Below are 17,300 nucleotides of genomic sequence, written 5' to 3'. Positions count from 1 at the left end.
ATCCCGCCAGTGGCATTCACGGTGAGTGCAGACGGCATAGTGACCCTCAACTGATGGCGGGCAGCTTTCAATTTAACAACCGGCTAAACATCCATATGTCCATGACCTCCCATATCCCTCACGCCCTCGACAGCCTCGTTGTTGCCATCACATCCATCACAGTCGCAGCTTCATCTGTCATCCTTACCGAAGCCCCACAATCCACCGTCGAAAGGCTGGACCTGATGGTGCTTCTCCTGCCGCTGATTGGCGCGATGATCGTGAGCGGCGGGCTCATCATGCTCAATCCTCAGGCCGAAACGAGAAGAATCACCATCGGTCGTGCTATTTTCTCGTTGCTCGGCGGATCGCTCGCACCCTCACTGGTGGCGATGTTTATGCCATCGCTCGCCGCTTACAACGTCAAGCCTATCTTTCTGGTAGCCGTAGGGTCATTGATCAGCGGTATCTTTTTCATCCTCATCCGCGCAGTGACAGAGCAGGCTTTTGGCCGTGCAGAAAGAGTGGCCAAGGAGCTTGCTGACCACACCGAGGCGCGCATTCCCGGACTGGATAAACCACCGGCAGATTGACACCCGACCAGGGATGTCATGAAAGCACTCCTCATCCTCTCCGCCCTCACCTCACTCACCCTCATCAGCTGCGACACTCCCAAAACCGCCGCTGAGGCCGCCAAGCGCCAGCGCTACGAAGCCATCGGCGACAAGCTCCTCACCATCGGCACCCGCATGGGCTACGTGACGCCAGCTGAAGCTGCCGACATCCGTGACATCGGCGCGCTCGCTGTGCCAACCAATCCGCCGGCGGTCGAGGTCACGAGCGGCAAATAATCCATCCACCTCCAATCCCTATCTACATTTTATGCATTACAGAAACGGACGCGAAGCAAAAAACGGCGACAAGATCATTCAACTGGGCACCCATGGCCATCCTGTAATCAGCGCTGTCGGCATTCTTCACGATGCCATCCCCGGCAATGATTACTGCAACGGGCAAATCGCTCCAATCCTTCCCGGTGTATCTGGCGCATGCATGTGAGACTGCCTGCACATCGACGACCTCGCCGCAATCCTGGCGGAAAAGGGCCTCGATAAGCGGCCTGAAGGCAAGTGACCACATTACCCCACAACATGCGATAGGCTATGTGACTAGCCTCCCGAAGCAGCGTCTGCACTCACAGCACCCCGGCCCCGAAAGGAGCCGGGGTGTTTTTTTCGCCATCTGGAGAGCTTTGACACATCTCCGCTCTCATGTCCCTCGACACTCTTAAACGCGACGTGCAAGCCCGTCTTGACCTCAAAGTAGATGGTAAAGATGGTATTCTCACATGGACGGCTATTCATGAAAAAATCTGTGGGAAGGATACTGGCCGGACTCCATCAGGGAAAACAGCCAGCGAAATCATTGCCGCCGCAGTTGTCGATCCTCGCAGTGAGAAAAACATCGCCACCCTCCATCCTCGCGTGCAGCCCTATGCTCGCAACCTGGTTCTCAAAGCGGCCGCCGCCGGCATCACCATTAAGGTCATCTCCGGCCTGCGCACCTATGCAGAGCAGACCGCGCTCTACGCCAAGGGCCGCACAGCGCCTGGCTCCAAAGTCACAAATGCCGCCGCCGGCTACAGCAATCACAACTTCGGCCTCGCCTTCGACATCGGCGTTTTTGAAGGCGTAAAATACCTCGAAGACAGCCCCAAATACAAAGCCATCGCCCCCATGGGCATCGATCTCGGCCTCGAATGGGGCGGGAATTGGAAAACGATCCAAGATCAACCGCACTACCAGCTCCGGCCCGCCTGGGCCCAAGGCATGCCCGAATCAACCATGCTCACCGAACTCCGCCGCCGTAAAGCTGACGGCCGCGACTTCTTCGCATGAAGCTTAAAACAAGCTGGTACTTTTACCTCACAATGGTTAAAAGATGGGTAATCCACCCAAAGCCAGCCCGCTCACTGGGAAACAGTAACCCTTCAACTCCCCTCGCCTCCACTTCTTTATTTTGGGTGTAAATCATTGAAAATGAAGAAGTGGAATGGGTGGCAGGTGGGAATGGATACCTAGCTTAAAATGGCTTTTTTTGGCCTTTTCTGGCTCTGTTTGGTGGTTAAAGGTGGGTAATGGCTGCTGGGAAATTACCTGTTGAATTGGTCCGCTTTGGCGGGGCTGAAGTGAAGATTTATGAGCGGAGCGACGGGCTCTTCAAGGTGTATTGGCGGGAGGCCCGGAAGGCGGTGACGACAACGAAGATGCGGCTGGAGGGTGAGAGGGGGGCGCTGGCATTTGCGCGGAAGAAAGTGCGGGAGCTGGCAGGGATGGCGGGGACGCGGTCGGTGTCGGTGCTGGAGGCGGAGGCGGTGGATGGCCTGCGGGGTTTGGCGGGGGAGCGATCGATGACGGCGGTGGTGGACCAGTTGAAGGATCTGGTTGCGCGCATGGGTGGCTTTGGGCATGTGGTGCGGGCTTGTGAGAATTACATCAAAGCGGGGCATGGGAAGCTGGACCGCACCAGCGTGGCGGTGGCTGTGGCTCGATTCCTGGCGGGGCATGAGAAGTCGGCGGTATTGTATCGCGGCGGGATGCGCAAGGAGCTGGAGGCGGGTGTGGGGCGCTTTGGGACGGTGTCGGTGTGTGATGTGGACGCGGATATGCTGGAGGCGTTTGTTTCGCGGCTGAATGAGGACGGCACGGAGCCTGGTGCGCGGTATTTTAACAACCGGCTGGCGACGTGGAAGACGTTTCTCAATCGCTGCAGGCAATGGGGCATGCTTTTGCGGGAAGAAGCGCACGCGGGGGAGGTGATCAAGCGGCGCAAGGAAGCGGACCGGGTGCCGGAGATCTGGGGCATCGATCAAGGGGCGCGGATTTTAAAAACGGTGGCGGCGGAGGAGAATGAATCGCTCAATTACCTGGTGACGGGCTGCTGGATGGGGCTGCGGCCGTTTGAGATGAAGCGGGTGACGGCGTCGATGTGGGACTGGGAGCAGGGGTATCTCAATGTGGGGGCGGAGGTGGCGATGAAGACGATGCAGCAGCGCTTTGTGCCGATCCCGCCCAATGTGCGCGAGCTGCTCTACGAGCGCATGACGGCGCCGGTGCGCTACTGGGGAGCGAATTCACCGCAGGGAAGGCGCATCGCCAAACACATCGTGCGGGCGGATGATCAGGCCTTTGTGGCGAAGCTGCTGAGGGCGAAGGGACTCATCACGGAATGGCCGCAGGATGTGATGCGTCACAGCTACATTTCCTACCGACTCGCGCAGGGGCATGGGCGCGGCCAGGTGGCGGAGTGGGCGGGGAATTCGGAGAGCGAGATCCGCAAAAGCTACCGCAGGCCGCTGCGGAAGGAGGACGGGGACCGGTGGTTTGAGATCAGGCTGTGACTTGACGGATTCTGCCTAATGGGTTTCTTGAGGGGATGAAAAATCTGTTCTGGACTCTGCTGGCCTGCATCCCTGTGCTCGTTTTTTTGAGTTCGCCCTGGGGTGTGGCGGTGTTGAAGTTTGCAGGGGTGAAACCGCTGCCGGATAGGCGGGCTGCAGACGATGGGGAATACCTGGATGGAGAGATGCTTGTGGCCAAATGCAAACGTGCGGTGCGGGCGGTGGTGCGTGATCCTTCCACGATCAAGTGGAACGGCCAGAAAGTGTGGGGCAAAGATGGCAAGGCGCATGCGGCGCTGGACTTCACGGCGCTCAATGGCCTGGGTGGGCCGGTGCGGGAGACCTGGCTTTTCACCTTTGATGCCGACGGGGAGTTCACCTCGATCCTCACGCCAAAGGGTGAGCAGCTCGATACGGAGTGAACATAAAAAAAGCCGCTCGGGTTGAGCGGCTTTTTTGTGGGTTTTGGTGCAGAGTAGATACTAAATGTTTATTTATCCTGACAGAGAAAAGTTTAAGGTGTGGGAAAATATTTCTTTACCAAATTAATGTTTATCCTAAAAGGGCGCATGCCTGCAACCAACTCACTCATAGAAAGGTATCTAATCAACTGCCTCCTCGCTTTGGCGCTGGAGGCGCAGGCGAACGACGATGAGACGGTGATGTGCCGGTGCCTTGAGAGGATGGCGGCGATGCAGGGGAATTCTCCGCATAAAACTGCTTCGCTGCTGCCCGGTAAGGATCTGCCGTGGTGCCGCTAGGCGGTTCTTCGGCCACCATGGCGATTAGATTGGAGCGCTCTGGGAAGTGGGTGGCTTTGGTGCTTTCGGCAAGCTCCTGGGCTTCGCGGGCGATGACTTCGTCTGCGAAGCCGGTGATGGCTTCTTCGTAGAAGAGTTTGCGGGTTGAAATGCCGAGGAGTTTACGGGCGCGTTCGATCTGCTCGAATTCCTGCGCGGTGAAGTTGACCTCGAAATGGTTAGCAGCACTGGCTTCAGCGGCCATGATGTCGCTGATGGCTTTGATGGAGCGGGGGCTGAAGCCTTTGGAGAATCCATTGTAAAGGGTGCCCATTCGGATGCCGAGTTTGTCGGCGAGCCATTGGCGGTCTTTGCCCATGCTGGTGAGCCAGGCGTCGATTTTTGCGGGGGTCATGGTGCGGAAGTAAAACTAATTTAACGAAAAGTCAAATTTAGGCTTGCCAATTTCCCATAATGTGAAATTATTCTTCACGAAACATGAAAACGGCCACCACAACGATCACTGAAGACTTGAACCTGCCTGATGACAGATGTGCCGCGCTTTCCCGTGAGGCGCTGAGACTTGGCGTGTCCGTCAATGTGCTCGTGAGAAGAGTGCTGCTGAAGAAGTCGGAGCAGATCATCGAGTCTGAAGAGTCCGAGAAGAAGGCTGCCTGAAACTGAAATTCCCAACCACAAACTGCCACCTACTGATATGAACACCTGCACCACTTTGGCGATCTATGGCTCATGCCTGCCTTGGCGGCTGATGAGGCCAGATTTATTCTGGGAAGTTCGGATCGAAATCAAAGGACATGTGGATGCCCTGATCAGCGAAGGCGGCCGGCAGAAATTCCGTGAGAAGCTGGCGGATTATACCCGCCAGTTCCTCCTCGCCCGGAAGGGGATCAATGATGTCGGTAACGCCGCCGATGATCTTCCGCTGATGCGGCGCGGTGGCCTGAATGTCGAGAGTGATGCGAACCATGCCGGCAGTGAAGCACAAGCCGGACCTGCGGAGCAAGGCGGAAATAAACCGCAGAACGCCTGAAACCTAAAACCTGAAACTGTGATGAACCCGACCACGGCTGAATCCCCCTCCCTGCAAGACGGCTATAACGGAGCCTCAGACGCCTCCATCCTGGAATACTGGGCCGCTGTGCCGGCCAGTGTGACGCCGAAGACGGTGAATGTGCAGTGCACGGCGAAGACGAAGAGCCTGCTCCACCGCGCCGGGTTCCAGCGCTGCCGCACCCACAACTTCTACGCCGTGCCCGTCTGCCGCGACCGCTTTGAGCGCCTGCAGCTGGCCCCCGCGAAAGTGGCGCTGGCCGCCTGAGTTTTGGAACCACAAACGACCACGAACTGATATGAATACACCTTATGACCTGATTGCACACTTGGAGCGCCAAGTTAAATTCTCTGAAAAGACTTTCGGACCCGGCTGCCGGACCTTTGGCATTCTGGATCACATCCGCAAAGAGCTCGCTGAAATTGATGCTGACCCGATGGACTTGGAAGAGTGGGTCGATGTCATACTTTTGGCCTTTGATGGAGCATGGCGCATTGGAGCCAAGCCTTGGGAAATTGCCCAGGCTATTGAGGCAAAGCTGACCAAAAACGAAAACCGCACATGGCCGGACTGGCGGACAGCTCCTGCGGGTAAAGCGATCGAGCATACGCGCAGTGCTGATGAGAGCCAGAGCCGGTTACAACCCGGCGCTCCCAGTAATGAATAAGAATTTCTGAACCGGTCCGCATGGCCGGGGCTGAGAGCAAAAAAACAAACACCAAACCACGGAGGAGAGAACGTGAAACACGCGAAAGCATTGATCGAGGATCTGCAGGTGAGAAGAAGACCGGCGCTGGGCCGGGGCCTGCGGGAGCTGCTGCTGCACGGGGAACTGAGTGCGGCGGCGGAGCGGACCCGAGCGCTGCGGGTGCCGAAGCCGGTGAATCTGCCGCGGGGCATTCCGGACTTCGCGAATCCCTGGGCGCGGAAAGTTTGGCTTCGGAGCGGGAAACCGCTCTGAGGCAGAAAGGCGGCCCGCCAGCCTGGAGCGGGGTGGAGACGCAGCGTTCGCACACGGAACGCGCATGGGACGGGGCCGAGAATCCCGAGGGACGCAGCACCACACGCTGACAACGCGCTGCCGGGAAACCGGGTAGTGGGTCAGTTTGGAAATATTTTATGAATAATACACAAGCACAATTGCCTCAATATCAGTGCCACAAAAAGGTATGGGCACTAAAAATCAAAGCCGTTCAACTTCATGATCCTACCGGATCGAATCCGCCCGTTGAATTTGCCGGTGGGTTTCTTATGCCAGAGGACTCGAGGTTTAATCCAATTGCCTTTGATGCCGATTTTTACCGGAAGCATGAGCCGGTGGATGGTTGTTACTGGGTTCAGTATGAGGATGGCTACACGTCGATTTCTCCGGCTTCTGCTTTCGAGAGTGGCTATTCCCTTGTGGATCATCGGCTTGCCAACGTTCTTCATGGCAACGATAAGCGGAAGACTATGCTGTGGAGAAGAGACCGGGGAATGGATAGCGGGCATGATCCGTTGTCGTTCGAGGATTTGATGAGGCTTTATGGACCCTATCTCGAAGCGTTTTCCCATGAGAATTTAGAAGTGCGTGAAGTTAGGCTGCTGGAAACCCTGCTTTCAAAATAGCCCACTACCGGAAACCGGCAGCGCTGAATTTCTGAAACTGACTGAATCTTATGGAACCAACGCCATCTATTGAACCTATTCGCAAAGCTTCAGATGCTAAGCTGCGGGATAAACTGATTGAACTGATTGAGCGCTGCGCGGTGCAAACGCCCTGCGGCTATTTTGCAGACTTGATCTTATCCTTAGTGCGGGAGCACCAGTCCGACGAAGATCAGAATTTCAGGTTTAAACCGCAGGTTATCCAAGAGCTTTCACCTCTTCTTGCAGAGCCTGATTTGAGGAATGATGTCCTGCATGCAGCCATTGAGGCTCTTGATTGGCCACAGTCTGCTTATGGCCGTGAGAAGTTCATCAGTGAACTCAACAAGAGGCTTTCTTCCAAAAGCCGCGAGGAGGGCGCTGAGTGATGAAACCGATTGAACAAAGATTTTCCTCTGGCATCACACGGTATGAACCGAGAAGACGCTGGGAGCGTCCGGCTTTGATGGTGCTGCTGGCGGCGCTGGTGCTTTGGCTGATGAGTGGATGCCAGATGCATGGGGAGACGCCACCCTGGATGAAGGGTGCTGTCTTGGGTCTCTGCACCTTCGGGTTAGTCGTGGTGCTGTTCAAGGTGGCTTTGTGGATCAAGAGACGTGATGATAAGGCGCTTGACCGCTGGTCGGTGGCTTATTCGGAGGATGAGGGGCAATGGGACTTGGCAAGTCCCCCTCCTTGCCGGCCTGGTAGCGGACGTGTTAGGCCTACGAATACGCCGCCTGCTCCTGCGTTTCAGATTGCTAAGGACCCGCTGGATCTGCCATTTATGGGGATCGATCTGGCGAGCATGATCCGCATCACGGACGCGCTCATCAAGCAGACGGAAGGTGCGGCGATGTGGGTGGAGAGTGCGAGCAAGACGCTCTGCCGGCATGAGCAGGAGGATATGCTGCGCATGGCGCTGCGGGATCTGCAGCCGGTGAATGACTGCCTGCCGGAGCTGAAGAAAGCGCTGCAAAAGCAACAGCAGACGGGGAGGGCGCTGGTATGAGGATGAAACCTTGGGAGATGTCTTTCAATGGCTACTTCTGGTATGAAATGCCGGGACAGCATGAGGATGACAAGAAGATGAATTTTTACCTGTTCAGGGTGGGGCGGCTGGATGTGGAGGACGAGAAGCAATGCGATGTGCTGGCGAAGGATGGCATTGTGGAGATCGTGGACGGAGTGCGCCGCAAGCCGAGGCCACGGCTGGTGAGCCGTGAGCAGAAGCGCTTTGGCAGCATGGGCCGCAAGCCTTCGCGCAAGTATGAGGGGCCGCTGAACAAACCGCTGGAGCGGAGCGCGGAAGAACTGCAATGGCGGGCGGCGCTGCGGCTGCGGCTGTGTGAAGCGCGGGCTTTGCATGTGGCGGCCATCCCGACAATCGCGAAAGCGGCGGGGGTGGGCTATTCCCAGATGTCGAAGTTTCTGCGGGAAGGCACGGGTTTTCCTCAGAAGGCGGTGCTGGAGCGCGTGGAGCAGTGCCTGAATGATTTCACCACGGGCACACTGCCGCCGCCGCCAGAGCCGAAGCGCGGCCAGAAAAAAGGCTGGCGCATGGCGGTGCCTCCGGGCTGCATTCCCTACAAGGAATGGCTGGAGTCTGAGCGCAAGAAGCGCGGGGGGATCAGTGTGCACAGCATGCGGTGCTGGCTGATGAAGAACCCCGAGGAGCAACCGCCGCTCGTAAAGCTGAATGCGCGCTGCTTTTTTGTGAAGATCTCTGACGTGCAGGAGGTGGCGGCATGAGCCAGGGGCTTTACACGAAGGCCCAGGTGGCGAACTATTTGGAATGCCGGCCGCAGGAAGTGGCGCGGATGATTGAGGAAGACGGGCTGCCCGTGGTGTCCATCCCCTGCGCGAAACGGCCGGTGGACAAGATCACGCTGCATGGTCTGCATGGCTGGCTTTCGCAGCGGGCCAGCGGCGCTGCGTTCATGAGTGTGGAGGAGCTGGCGGCGGAGATCGCGGCAGCGAATGCGAAGGACATGGTGGGCAGCCTGGGGATGCTGACGCTGCGCAGCGCGGTGGAGCTGGTGTTTGAGAGCGTGAAGACGCAGATGGAGAGGAGCGCGGCATGAGTGGTCCGGAAGCAATAACGGAGGTGGGGAAGCTGATGCACATCACTTCGCCGGGGCAGTATGCCATCGTCAATGACGAGGTGCTGGCGCCGGAGTGGGTGTTTGATGCGGCGCGGGACATCGATGGACGATGGGTTTCGATCTATCCGCCGGATCTGGTGATGGTGAAGCGGGTGATCGACCAGTGGAAGCACCTGATCTGCCGCTACGCGGGAGCGCTGTGTGTGGTGTCGCGCAAACATGTGAAGGCTTCGGAGGTGAAACTGACATGAGCATGAACACGATGGGACTAATGCCGGAGGAGCGGAAGGAAATAGTGCGGTCCCAACTGCGTGAAAGTCTGCGGATTCTGGCGGACTTGCATGAGCGCCGGGATCTGAGCGCGGAGGCCTTTGAGTTTGAACTTCGGATGCAGATTCTGTGGCTGACGAATGCGGCGAACCAGTGGCACCAGGCAACCGAGGAGGAGAAACGCGTCCTGCAGATGCGGGAATTTTATTTGAAGCGGGAGGGTGCGGCACAATGAGCAACGAGCATCATGATGTGGCGGCTTTGCATGAGAGCAGCGGGATCGGAATCGATGCGCTGCATGTGGCGGCGCCGGATGAGATGCTGGCGGATGTGCCGTTTGAGGTGTGGGCTTCCAGAAGGGAGCAGGCTCCGGATGTGAAGGTGGGTCGGGATGAACTCATGATGGCGATCACGACGCAGTGTTTTGAGGGGCGGCCTTCGCTGGTGGAAGCTGGTATGCGCTTTTGTGCGATGGCTTCGAGGGCGGGGGTGCCGGTGCCGATGAATGCGAATGAGAGGCGGGAGATGCGGGCGGTGATTGCGTGCTGCAATGGGTCGCTGTGGCTGCCGCGCTGTGAGGAGGCGGCGTGTGTGTTTGAGTTTCTGCGCGGGGGCATTGTGAAGCCGTGGTATCTGGGGCGGAGGCTGAGCCTGATGGCGTATGCGTTTAACCGGGGCTTTGTGATTTTACGGGTGTTTCCTTCGATGGAGTCGATCGGGGATCTGTGGGAGCTGAGCGCGGAGAACAAACGGAGCGCGGTGTGCGCGGCGCTGGTGAAGCTGAAGGCGGAGATCCTGCGGAGTGGCTGGCTGCGGGAGCACCGGACGATGCGGAGTTTTAAGTTTTGGTTTGAGAAGTCGGCGGAGGCAAAGGCGAACTACGCGGAGGCGCAGCTGGGGAATGCGAACCGGCTGGGTGGGACGGGAACCAAGGCGGAGGAGGTGCGGGAGCTGATCCATGGCGTGCCGGTGAAGGCGGAGTTTCGCGGGCTGAGTCCGCAGGGGCTGAGAAGACGGCTGGATGCTCTGGCGGCTTCTGCGGTGGGTGAAGAGGGGAGGGTCCATGAATGAGCTGGCTCTTTTCGCGGGCGCTGGTGGAGGCATACTCGGAGGCAAACTCCTCGGCTGGAAAACTGTCTGTGCAGTCGAGATCGAGGAATACCCGAGGAACGTCTTACTTGCGCGGCAAGACGACGGATGTTTGCCGCCCTTCCCAGTCTGGGACGACATCCGAACATTTGACGGCCGCCCATGGCGTGGCGTGGTGGATTGCGTCTCTGGCGGCTTCCCGTGCCAAGACATCAGTATCTGTGGTAAAGGGGCAGGGCTTGAAGGTGAACGCTCTGGCCTCTGGTCGGAAATGCGAAGAATCATTGGCGAAGTTCGACCCAGTTACGTCTTCGTGGAAAACTCACCAGCTCTCGCTTTTCGGGGGGGGGCTTCGAGTTATTGGAGACTTGGCCTCGATGGGCTACATGGGACGCAACTGCTGTCTGGGCGGATTCTCCGTGGGAGGGTGTTCAAACGGAGAGCGCATGTGGATTGTCGCTGCTTCGCCCGACTGCCCAATGCTGGAAGGCTTGGACCTTTCGGAACCTCTCGTCGCTTATTCGGAGGAATCATGCAGACGGCAATATTCAAGAGCAATCGGCGAGATGCTTTCACAAGATGATTACGCCAGCCTCAAACGAAATCCTCATGATGTGGCCGATGGCATGGACCGACTTAAGGCCATTGGGAACGGCCAAAATCCATTCTTGGCAGCAACAGTTTGGAAACTTTTGACAGGAAAAAACGAACACAAAAACTGACGATCATGAACGAAATCAAACTGCCGGTGGTGCGCTCTTTGGCGCGGGTGATGGAATGGGAAATCAATCCGCGGAGGGGGGTGTATCGGGGGATGGAGGAGCTGAAGGATTCGCTGCGGCGTGAGGGGCTGCAGGATGCGATCCATGTGTGGGAGCGCACGGATGCGGACTATCTTCTCAAAGGGCACCGGCGCACGCGGGGGATGAAGGAGCTGGGCTGGACGGAATGTCTGCAGGTGGTGCATCATTTTGAAGATGAGCGGGAGGCGTTTGCGTTTCTGCTGGAGGATCACGGGCATACGGTGCCGCTGGATGCGGAGGAGAAGATCGTGGCGATCGAGACGGGCGTGAGGCTGGGGATGACGACGGCGGATCTGGCGCCGATGATGGGGGTGACGGAGGAGCGGGCGCAGCTTTGGTTTGACCTGGGGGAACTGCTGCCGTCGGGGGCGCGGAGTGCGCTGGCGAAGGGGGAGCTGAGTGTGAACACGGCGGAGCTGCTGCTGGCGATTGCGGACCCGAAAAAGCGGCGCGAGGCTGCGTCTTTGATTTTGAATGATCCGGAGACGGGGGAGCCGATGGCGCATGGTCAGGCGAAGGCGTTCATTCAGGCGCGCTATGTGCTGCCGGAGAAGTGGCACAAGGACTGGCTGGAGCTGGAGGCGAAGCTGCGGAAGAAGAAGAAGGTGGTGGACGGTTTTAATTATGTGGAGTGGAAGGACCGCCTGGATTTTGTCCTCGGCGATTCGGGCCAGCCCCAGCCGGAGTTTGAGCTGGGGGAGTCGTATTATCCGAAAGACCCGGATGGCCGGAGCTGGGAGGCGGTGGCGGTGGGTCTGCAGGTGCCGGTGTATGTGTGCGCGGCGCCACGGCATGCGGAGGGGTTTGTGACGCTGGTGAATGCCGCGATGATGCGGGATGCGCTGACGGTGCGGCCGGCTCCGGTGGGGAGTGGGGAGGATGAGGATGATGAGGAATTGCCGCAAAGTGACGCAAAAACGGGCGCAAAAACGGAGTCTGAACCTGATGAAGGTGGAGCACCTGTGGATGCTTCAGAGCAGCCGTCGGTTTCGCTGGTCGATGAGAACGAAGCGGAGCGGCTGAGAGTGTGGCTCAAGACTTGGCTGGGGGCGATCTATGAGCACCTGGTATCCAAGCCGACGGATGCGATGACGAGTGGGCCTTGGAGGCCGCTGCAATCGTTTCTGGCGCGGATCACGACAGACCGAGACTCAGAGGCGCTCCTCGCTTGGCGGGGCATTACGTCGAGCACTGAGGCGCTTGAGTTCATCGCGAGTGATACGAAGAACCGGGCTCCACTGCGGCTGGCGATCTTGCTGCTGCTGTGCGCGGAGAGTGACGCGAGTGATCAGCCGCAGAAGGTGATCCGCGAGGTGGCGGGGGTTTTGGGGCTGGATGGGAAGAAGCTGGACCTGGCGGCGGAGGCGGCGGCGGGGAAGTAAGTTTTTTTAACTCAACAGACAGCCGGAGAGACGGCCTTAAATATGCAACAAATCGAAGGATTGAACGATCAGGAACAGGAACTTTTGGGCCGCTTTACGATGGGAGGTGCCATTGGAGATTACGGCAAGGGACAGGCTTGTGTGATGGCATGCTCAGTCGCGCTGTGGCGGTTCCGTCACGGTGAGGAACTCGGGTCAGCGACGGATGAACTGGAATGTGTGTGCCCCGTGCTGCGCCGCCTGGCCATCCGGCTGAATGATGGTAATTGGTGGCCTGGTGGAGGGAAGGAACGCACTGCAGCTCTGCTGCCACTGGTGCCGAAGCTTTTGGGCACGGCGGATGAAGCCAAGACGATGCAGCGGATGTATCGGGTGGCGGACTGGTCGGTGAGGACAATTCTCCCCGTCCGGCTCCGGGCCTTTGAAAAAGAGGGGGACGCGAAGCGGGTGGAGGCGCTGGCTGTTATTATCGATAAAGAAACATCACTGGCGGCACGCGACGTGGTAAATGAAATCGGCAAGGGGCTGTGGGGCAATTATTTTCGGTGGTATGCTGATGCTGCTGCTGATGCTGCTGCTGCTGCTGCTGCTGCTGCTGCTGCTGATGCTGCTGCTGCTGCTGCTGCTGCTGCTGCTGCTGATGCTGCTGCTGCTGCTGCTGCTGCTGCTGATGCTGCTGATGCTGCTGCTGATGCTGCTGATGCTGCTGCTGATGCTGCTGCTGATGCTGCTGATGCTGCTGCTGCTGCTGCTGATGCTGCTGCTGATGCTGCTGCTGGTTGGCGGTATGTGCATGTTGAAATGCGTGGGGAGATGCAGGCACTAGTGGCAGAGTTGATGAAGATTTGAGGAGACCCCAAAGACGCCTCGCAATATGAGAGACTGGGAAGACATCAAACTGGAGGTTATTGCGCGGGCGCCGATGGTGCGGGTGGTGGAGTGGTGCGGACTGCCGATGAGGAAGGCAGGGGCTAATGTGTGGGTGATTAACTGCCCGTTTCATGCGGAGAAGTCGGCTTCGTTTAACATCGGCGGCCGGCAGGGCTTTGAGCATCGGGGGCACTGCTTTGGCTGTGGCTGGGATGGGGATGTTTTTGCGTTTTGGATGCAGCTTCGCGGCTGTGATTTTAAGACGGCGCTGATGGACCTGGCTTCGCTGGCGGGGGTGCATGTGGGTGAGAATGTGGAGTGGACGCGGCCGGAGGTGCGGAGGGTGCGGGCGGTGGAGCCGGTGGTGGAGGTGGCTGCGGTGAAGCCGGAGCTGCCGAGGCTGCGGCATTTAAAGCGGGAGGAGTGTGCGGTGCTGGGGGCTGCGCGGGGGATTGATCCGGAGGCGGTGTGGTATGCGGCGCGGGTGCAGCGGCGGGCGGCGTTTTCGGAGTGGCCGCTGTGGCGGGGCCGCGATGGGGAATGGCGCGGGCGGAATGTGGGAACCTGGCCGAGCTGGTGTGCGACCGATGAGACGCGGAACTGCGCGGAGTTTCGGCGGCTGGACAATGGGCGGTATCCGAAGCAGGACGGCGGGGAGATCAAGAGCTGGAGCACGCGGGGGAAGAGCTGGCCTTTGGGGGCGGCGTCTTTGAACGGGCGGAAACGGGTGCTGCTGGTGGAGGGCGGGCCGGACATGCTGGCGGCTTATGATTTGATCATGCGATTCCAGATGCTTGAGAGCGTGGCGGTGGTGTGCATGCTGGGTGCGGGGAACCGCATGCGGATGGACGCGCTGGAGTGCTTTGCGGGGTGTCGGGTGCGGATCATGGTGGATGCGGACCCGCTGAAGGATGATGCGAACGCGGGGAAGCGGAAGGTGCCGGGCATGGAGGCGGCGCTGAGATGGCAGACGCAGCTGCAGGAGGCGGGGGCGGCGGTGGAGTGCTTCGTTGTGGGGCCGATCTATGTGCCAGAAGACATGGAGCAATGGTATGCGGGGGATCTGCCGGCTGAGCGGGTGCGCATTGCGGAGCCGGGGCTGAAGGACCGTGAGGGGCAGGGGATCAAGGATGTGAATGACCTGGTCCGATGTCCGGGCCTGCTGGAGCTGGAGGAGGTGCGGGCGGCGGTGCGGGCCTGGGATTTTTGACGGCGGGGATCATTGGCCGCCAAGAGGCGCAAAAAGGGGAACAAAAAACGGAACTGAACCAACCAACTTTGAAGGAGAGACGATTTTGAAGAGACTACCGACTAAGACTGATGGAGATGTGGATGCTTGTGCCTGGATGACGGGCTCTGTTTTGACGGAGCTGAAGCCGGGGCCGCTGCCGATTTTGCCGAAGGTGCTTTGGGCGCAGATTCAGGAATGGATTCTGGGCTGGAAGTATGCGGAGGAACTGCGGGAGACAGAACTGCCGCCGCCGGGGGCGCTGCTGCTGCATGGTCCGACGGGGACGGGCAAGACGAGTCTGGCGCGGGCGGTGCTGAAATACATGGAGGGCTTTCAGGGGTGCATTTTGGAATCTCACAATGTGATCGCCTCACACCTGGGGGAGACGGCGGGGAATTTGTCGAAAGCGTTTCATCTGGCGGAGCATCATAGGGCGATGCTGGTGATTGAGGAGATCGATGCGCTGGGGATTGACCGGCGGGTTTCTTCGCATGGTGGGGCTGATACTGAGAGGCGGAACATTACGATTGCTTTGATGCGGATTCTTGAGGGGGCAGAGGTGCCGGTGATCGCGACGACGAATTGTCTGGATGATCTGGACCCGGCGATTGTGCGGCGGTTTGAGCTGCAGCTGGAGGTGCCTGCTTTGGATGAGAAGGGAAGGGCGCTGATCTTGAAGAAGATTCTGGGGTGTGATGCTGCGCCGGAGATGGTGGCGATGCCGCTGAATGTTTCGATCCGACAGGCGCACCGTGTGAGACGTGCGGCTTTTCTGGCTGAGAAGGAGGCCCTGGCATGAGTGATGAGTCTGACTATGTGACGGAGGAGCCCGAAGCGCCGGTGGCGAAGCCGGTGAAGGCGCGTGCTGTGAAGAAGGAGAAAAAGGCGGCGAAGGCTGGGGGGAATCCGCGCCGGGGGAAGATGGCGGCGGGGGCGGATGGGAAGGCGGCTTTTGAGAGCGGTGGTGGTGCGGCGGCGCCGAAATTTTTTGAGGCGGCAGCGGTTTGTGAGGAGCTGAAGCTGTGGTGGAATCATGAGCGTGGGGATGCGTTCCTGCTGCGGGGTCCGGATGGGCGATGGGCGCAGTGGACGAAGGACGCTGTGGTGGATGCGATGCGGTCGCTGCCGGGTCGGATGATCGCGATCAAGGCGCGGGATGGGGAGATGCTTTCGGAGAGCAAGATGGTGCTGATGCATGCGAGACAGCACCGGGCGCTGGATGGGGTGATTCCGTCGCTGCCGGGGTATGGGAGCGGGATTCACACTCTGGACTCGGGGGAGAAGGTGCTGGTGAAGCATGAGCCGGTGATGGTGGAGCCGGTGAAGGGGACGTGGGAGAATGTGAAGCTGTTGATTGATAACCTGCTGGACCGGTCTGGAGAGGGTGGGAAGGACCAGGCGGTGTATTTCCATGCGTGGTGTCAGGTGGCGGCGCGGGCGATCCGTGAGGGTGAGCCTGGGCACTGGAGGGCGGGGCATGCGATGATTTTGACGGGGCCGGCCGGGTGCGGGAAGAACCGGCTGCAGGAGCAGATCATCACGCCGCTGCTGGGTGGCTACGGGCGCTTTGCGGACCCGGCGAAGTTTCTGTTTGAGAGCGATGAGTTCAACGGGGATGTGTTTGCGGCGGAGCACTTGATGCTGTCGGAGATCCCGCTGCCGAGTCAGAGGACGATGGACCGGACGAGCCTGGCGGAGAAGATCAAGCAGGTGGTGGCAAATCCGGCGCAGCGGATGCGTTTGATGCGGACGGAGCCTTGTTCGGTGAGTCCGTTTTGGCGGCTGACGATCTCGGTGAATGATGACAAGGACAAGCTGCGGAGTTTGCCGCTGATCACGGGGGACTTTGGTGACAAGGTCTTGATTTTTCACTGCGCGAAGAAGCCGCTGCCGATCATCGAGCGGGATAGCATCGAGAGCCAGAAGCGGTTTCGTGAGGTGATGGCGGAGGAGCTGCCGTGCTACCTGGACTGGCTGCTCAATGAGTTCGTGATTCCAGAGGAGATGCTTAGCTATGGGGACGGGCGGAGTGCGACGCGCTTTGGCTTTCGGGAGTATCATGCGCCGATCATTAAGGAGGGGCTGTTTGATGATACGCCGCATGCGGAGCTGCTGCGGCTGGTGGACATGGCGAGATTTACGTCGGTGGGTGTGGGGAGCTGGGGTGGGGGTGATGATGCGGATGAGGGGCGTGATTTGTCGCTGTGGGATCTGGATGGCGACAAGGTGGCGACAGGCCCAAATGGGGCGCGGCTGCGGCTGTGGTGGGGCAGGGCGGAGACGCTGCAGATGCTGCTGTGTAACGATGACAAGCGGTGGACGTGCAGTGTGGCGACGATGGCGAAGAAGCTTTTCCAGCACTCGAGCAAGTGCGGAGTGCTGCTGGGCAGGCTCTATGATGATGAGGCGATGAGGGATACGCGGATTGACAGGAAGAATACCGAGCACTGGAAGGGCTGGGTGATCGCGCCGCCGACGGTGTGATGGAATGAGGTGCGCGCCGCACGATTCGGCGCGTGAGGGAAATGCGGCTTGATGACTGGTGCTGACGCACCGAGTAAAGTCAGTCCGTCAGCGTGGAACGCCTAAACTGTGGCCGTGGAACGTGATGCTGACGGGCTGACGTGGTGAAGGAGCGGCTTGGTATGCACAAGCGGCGTTTCTGGATGGGTGTGGGGTGGTGTGCTGTTATGGATAGAGATTTGGTGAAGAAGAGAGGATAGAAGGTAGTCA

General features: G+C 59.0%; 26 protein-coding genes and 1 pseudogene. 24 read left to right on the top strand and 3 right to left on the bottom strand.

Annotated elements, in window-relative coordinates; all coding sequences use genetic code 11:
• Window positions 1–572: hypothetical protein (locus ACILSL_RS21570; RefSeq protein WP_395734134.1), on the top strand; the 572-nt coding region annotated here is incomplete at its 5' end.
• Window positions 573–590: 18 nt separating this feature from the next.
• Window positions 591–830 (top strand): hypothetical protein, encoded by a 240-nt coding sequence (locus ACILSL_RS21565; RefSeq protein WP_395734133.1) that lies wholly within the window; start codon window positions 591–593, stop codon window positions 828–830.
• Between the two features lie 22 nt (window positions 831–852).
• On the opposite strand, the gene ACILSL_RS21560 is transcribed toward ACILSL_RS21565, so the two are convergent.
• Window positions 853–1,119, bottom strand: coding sequence for a hypothetical protein (locus ACILSL_RS21560; protein ID WP_395734132.1), 267 nt, complete (start codon window positions 1,117–1,119; stop codon window positions 853–855).
• Window positions 1,120–1,250: 131 nt separating this feature from the next.
• Here ACILSL_RS21560 and ACILSL_RS21555 point away from each other — a divergent pair, with 131 nt between their 5' ends.
• The 3 genes from ACILSL_RS21555 (at window position 1,251) to ACILSL_RS21545 (ending at window position 3,801) form a co-directional block, all read left to right on the top strand.
• Entirely contained in the window at window positions 1,251–1,877 is a 627-nt protein-coding gene (locus ACILSL_RS21555) for a M15 family metallopeptidase (protein WP_395734131.1), read from the top strand.
• 266 nt (window positions 1,878–2,143) lie between these two features.
• Complete coding sequence (locus ACILSL_RS21550; protein WP_395734130.1) at window positions 2,144–3,379, top strand: hypothetical protein; 1,236 nt, start codon at window positions 2,144–2,146, stop codon at window positions 3,377–3,379.
• A 35-nt stretch (window positions 3,380–3,414) separates the two neighbouring features.
• The gene (locus ACILSL_RS21545) at window positions 3,415–3,801 is read left to right on the top strand and encodes a hypothetical protein (protein WP_395734129.1); all 387 of its coding nucleotides are present in this window, start codon (window positions 3,415–3,417) and stop codon (window positions 3,799–3,801) included.
• 184 nt (window positions 3,802–3,985) lie between these two features.
• Here the strand turns inward: ACILSL_RS21545 and ACILSL_RS21540 are convergent, their stop codons facing one another.
• A complete protein-coding gene (locus ACILSL_RS21540; RefSeq protein ID WP_395734128.1) occupies window positions 3,986–4,534 on the bottom strand; it encodes a hypothetical protein in 549 nt (182 codons plus the stop codon).
• Between the two features lie 83 nt (window positions 4,535–4,617).
• On the opposite strand from ACILSL_RS21540, the gene ACILSL_RS21535 reads away from it, so the two are divergent.
• Window positions 4,618–4,797 (top strand): hypothetical protein, encoded by a 180-nt coding sequence (locus tag ACILSL_RS21535; RefSeq protein ID WP_395734127.1) that lies wholly within the window; start codon window positions 4,618–4,620, stop codon window positions 4,795–4,797.
• Between the two features lie 103 nt (window positions 4,798–4,900).
• On the opposite strand, the gene ACILSL_RS21530 is transcribed toward ACILSL_RS21535, so the two are convergent.
• Complete coding sequence (locus tag ACILSL_RS21530) at window positions 4,901–5,107, bottom strand: hypothetical protein (protein ID WP_395734126.1); 207 nt, start codon at window positions 5,105–5,107, stop codon at window positions 4,901–4,903.
• An 84-nt stretch (window positions 5,108–5,191) separates the two neighbouring features.
• Here ACILSL_RS21530 and ACILSL_RS21525 point away from each other — a divergent pair, with 84 nt between their 5' ends.
• The 18 genes and pseudogenes from ACILSL_RS21525 (at window position 5,192) to ACILSL_RS21440 (ending at window position 17,051) form a co-directional block, all read left to right on the top strand.
• Entirely contained in the window at window positions 5,192–5,458 is a 267-nt protein-coding gene (locus ACILSL_RS21525) for a hypothetical protein (protein ID WP_395734125.1), read from the top strand.
• A 31-nt stretch (window positions 5,459–5,489) separates the two neighbouring features.
• The gene (locus ACILSL_RS21520; RefSeq protein WP_395734124.1) at window positions 5,490–5,858 is read left to right on the top strand and encodes a dATP/dGTP pyrophosphohydrolase domain-containing protein; all 369 of its coding nucleotides are present in this window, start codon (window positions 5,490–5,492) and stop codon (window positions 5,856–5,858) included.
• A gap of 72 nt (window positions 5,859–5,930) precedes the next feature.
• Entirely contained in the window at window positions 5,931–6,152 is a 222-nt protein-coding gene (locus ACILSL_RS21515; protein ID WP_395734123.1) for a hypothetical protein, read from the top strand.
• A gap of 158 nt (window positions 6,153–6,310) precedes the next feature.
• A complete protein-coding gene (locus ACILSL_RS21510; RefSeq protein WP_395734122.1) occupies window positions 6,311–6,799 on the top strand; it encodes a hypothetical protein in 489 nt (162 codons plus the stop codon).
• Window positions 6,800–6,849: 50 nt separating this feature from the next.
• Window positions 6,850–7,206, top strand: a complete 357-nt coding sequence (locus tag ACILSL_RS21505) for a hypothetical protein (RefSeq protein WP_395734121.1) — start codon at window positions 6,850–6,852, stop codon at window positions 7,204–7,206.
• Window positions 7,206–7,829 carry a hypothetical protein gene (locus ACILSL_RS21500; protein ID WP_395734120.1) on the top strand — a complete coding sequence of 208 codons (624 nt, stop codon included), beginning with the start codon at window positions 7,206–7,208 and terminating at the stop codon, window positions 7,827–7,829. Before ACILSL_RS21505 ends, ACILSL_RS21500 begins: the two co-directional genes overlap by 1 nt.
• A gap of 2 nt (window positions 7,830–7,831) precedes the next feature.
• On the top strand, window positions 7,832–8,569 hold the full coding sequence (locus tag ACILSL_RS21495) for a hypothetical protein (protein WP_395734119.1): 738 nt from the start codon (window positions 7,832–7,834) through the stop codon (window positions 8,567–8,569).
• Window positions 8,566–8,901, top strand: a complete 336-nt coding sequence (locus ACILSL_RS21490; RefSeq protein ID WP_395734118.1) for a hypothetical protein — start codon at window positions 8,566–8,568, stop codon at window positions 8,899–8,901. Before ACILSL_RS21495 ends, ACILSL_RS21490 begins: the two co-directional genes overlap by 4 nt.
• Window positions 8,898–9,173: a hypothetical protein gene (locus tag ACILSL_RS21485; protein ID WP_395734117.1), complete on the top strand. Its 276-nt coding sequence runs from the start codon at window positions 8,898–8,900 to the stop codon at window positions 9,171–9,173. Before ACILSL_RS21490 ends, ACILSL_RS21485 begins: the two co-directional genes overlap by 4 nt.
• The gene (locus ACILSL_RS21480) at window positions 9,170–9,427 is read left to right on the top strand and encodes a hypothetical protein (protein ID WP_395734116.1); all 258 of its coding nucleotides are present in this window, start codon (window positions 9,170–9,172) and stop codon (window positions 9,425–9,427) included. Before ACILSL_RS21485 ends, ACILSL_RS21480 begins: the two co-directional genes overlap by 4 nt.
• Window positions 9,424–10,263, top strand: a complete 840-nt coding sequence (locus ACILSL_RS21475; protein ID WP_395734115.1) for a hypothetical protein — start codon at window positions 9,424–9,426, stop codon at window positions 10,261–10,263. Before ACILSL_RS21480 ends, ACILSL_RS21475 begins: the two co-directional genes overlap by 4 nt.
• Window positions 10,214–10,555, top strand: a pseudogene (locus tag ACILSL_RS21470) (DNA cytosine methyltransferase); the annotation flags it as partial. The gene ACILSL_RS21475 and the pseudogene ACILSL_RS21470, both read left to right, overlap by 50 nt.
• A 172-nt stretch (window positions 10,556–10,727) precedes the next feature.
• A complete protein-coding gene (locus ACILSL_RS21465) occupies window positions 10,728–11,003 on the top strand; it encodes a hypothetical protein (RefSeq protein WP_395734135.1) in 276 nt (91 codons plus the stop codon).
• Window positions 11,004–11,008: 5 nt separating this feature from the next.
• Entirely contained in the window at window positions 11,009–12,466 is a 1,458-nt protein-coding gene (locus tag ACILSL_RS21460) for a ParB/RepB/Spo0J family partition protein (protein WP_395734114.1), read from the top strand.
• A 568-nt stretch (window positions 12,467–13,034) separates the two neighbouring features.
• Window positions 13,035–13,292, top strand: coding sequence for a hypothetical protein (locus tag ACILSL_RS21455; RefSeq protein WP_395734113.1), 258 nt, complete (start codon window positions 13,035–13,037; stop codon window positions 13,290–13,292).
• A gap of 48 nt (window positions 13,293–13,340) precedes the next feature.
• Entirely contained in the window at window positions 13,341–14,546 is a 1,206-nt protein-coding gene (locus tag ACILSL_RS21450) for a CHC2 zinc finger domain-containing protein (protein ID WP_395734112.1), read from the top strand.
• Window positions 14,547–14,682: 136 nt separating this feature from the next.
• Window positions 14,683–15,366, top strand: a complete 684-nt coding sequence (locus ACILSL_RS21445) for an AAA family ATPase (protein ID WP_395734111.1) — start codon at window positions 14,683–14,685, stop codon at window positions 15,364–15,366.
• On the top strand, window positions 15,363–17,051 hold the full coding sequence (locus ACILSL_RS21440; protein WP_395734110.1) for a hypothetical protein: 1,689 nt from the start codon (window positions 15,363–15,365) through the stop codon (window positions 17,049–17,051). The genes ACILSL_RS21445 and ACILSL_RS21440 overlap by 4 nt, the downstream gene beginning before the upstream one ends.
• Window positions 17,052–17,300 lie beyond the last annotated feature (249 nt).

It is taken from the genome of Prosthecobacter sp. (assembly GCF_044222345.1).
GTDB lineage: Bacteria > Verrucomicrobiota > Verrucomicrobiia > Verrucomicrobiales > Verrucomicrobiaceae > Prosthecobacter.
This window is presented reverse-complemented; position numbering and strand designations above follow the sequence as displayed.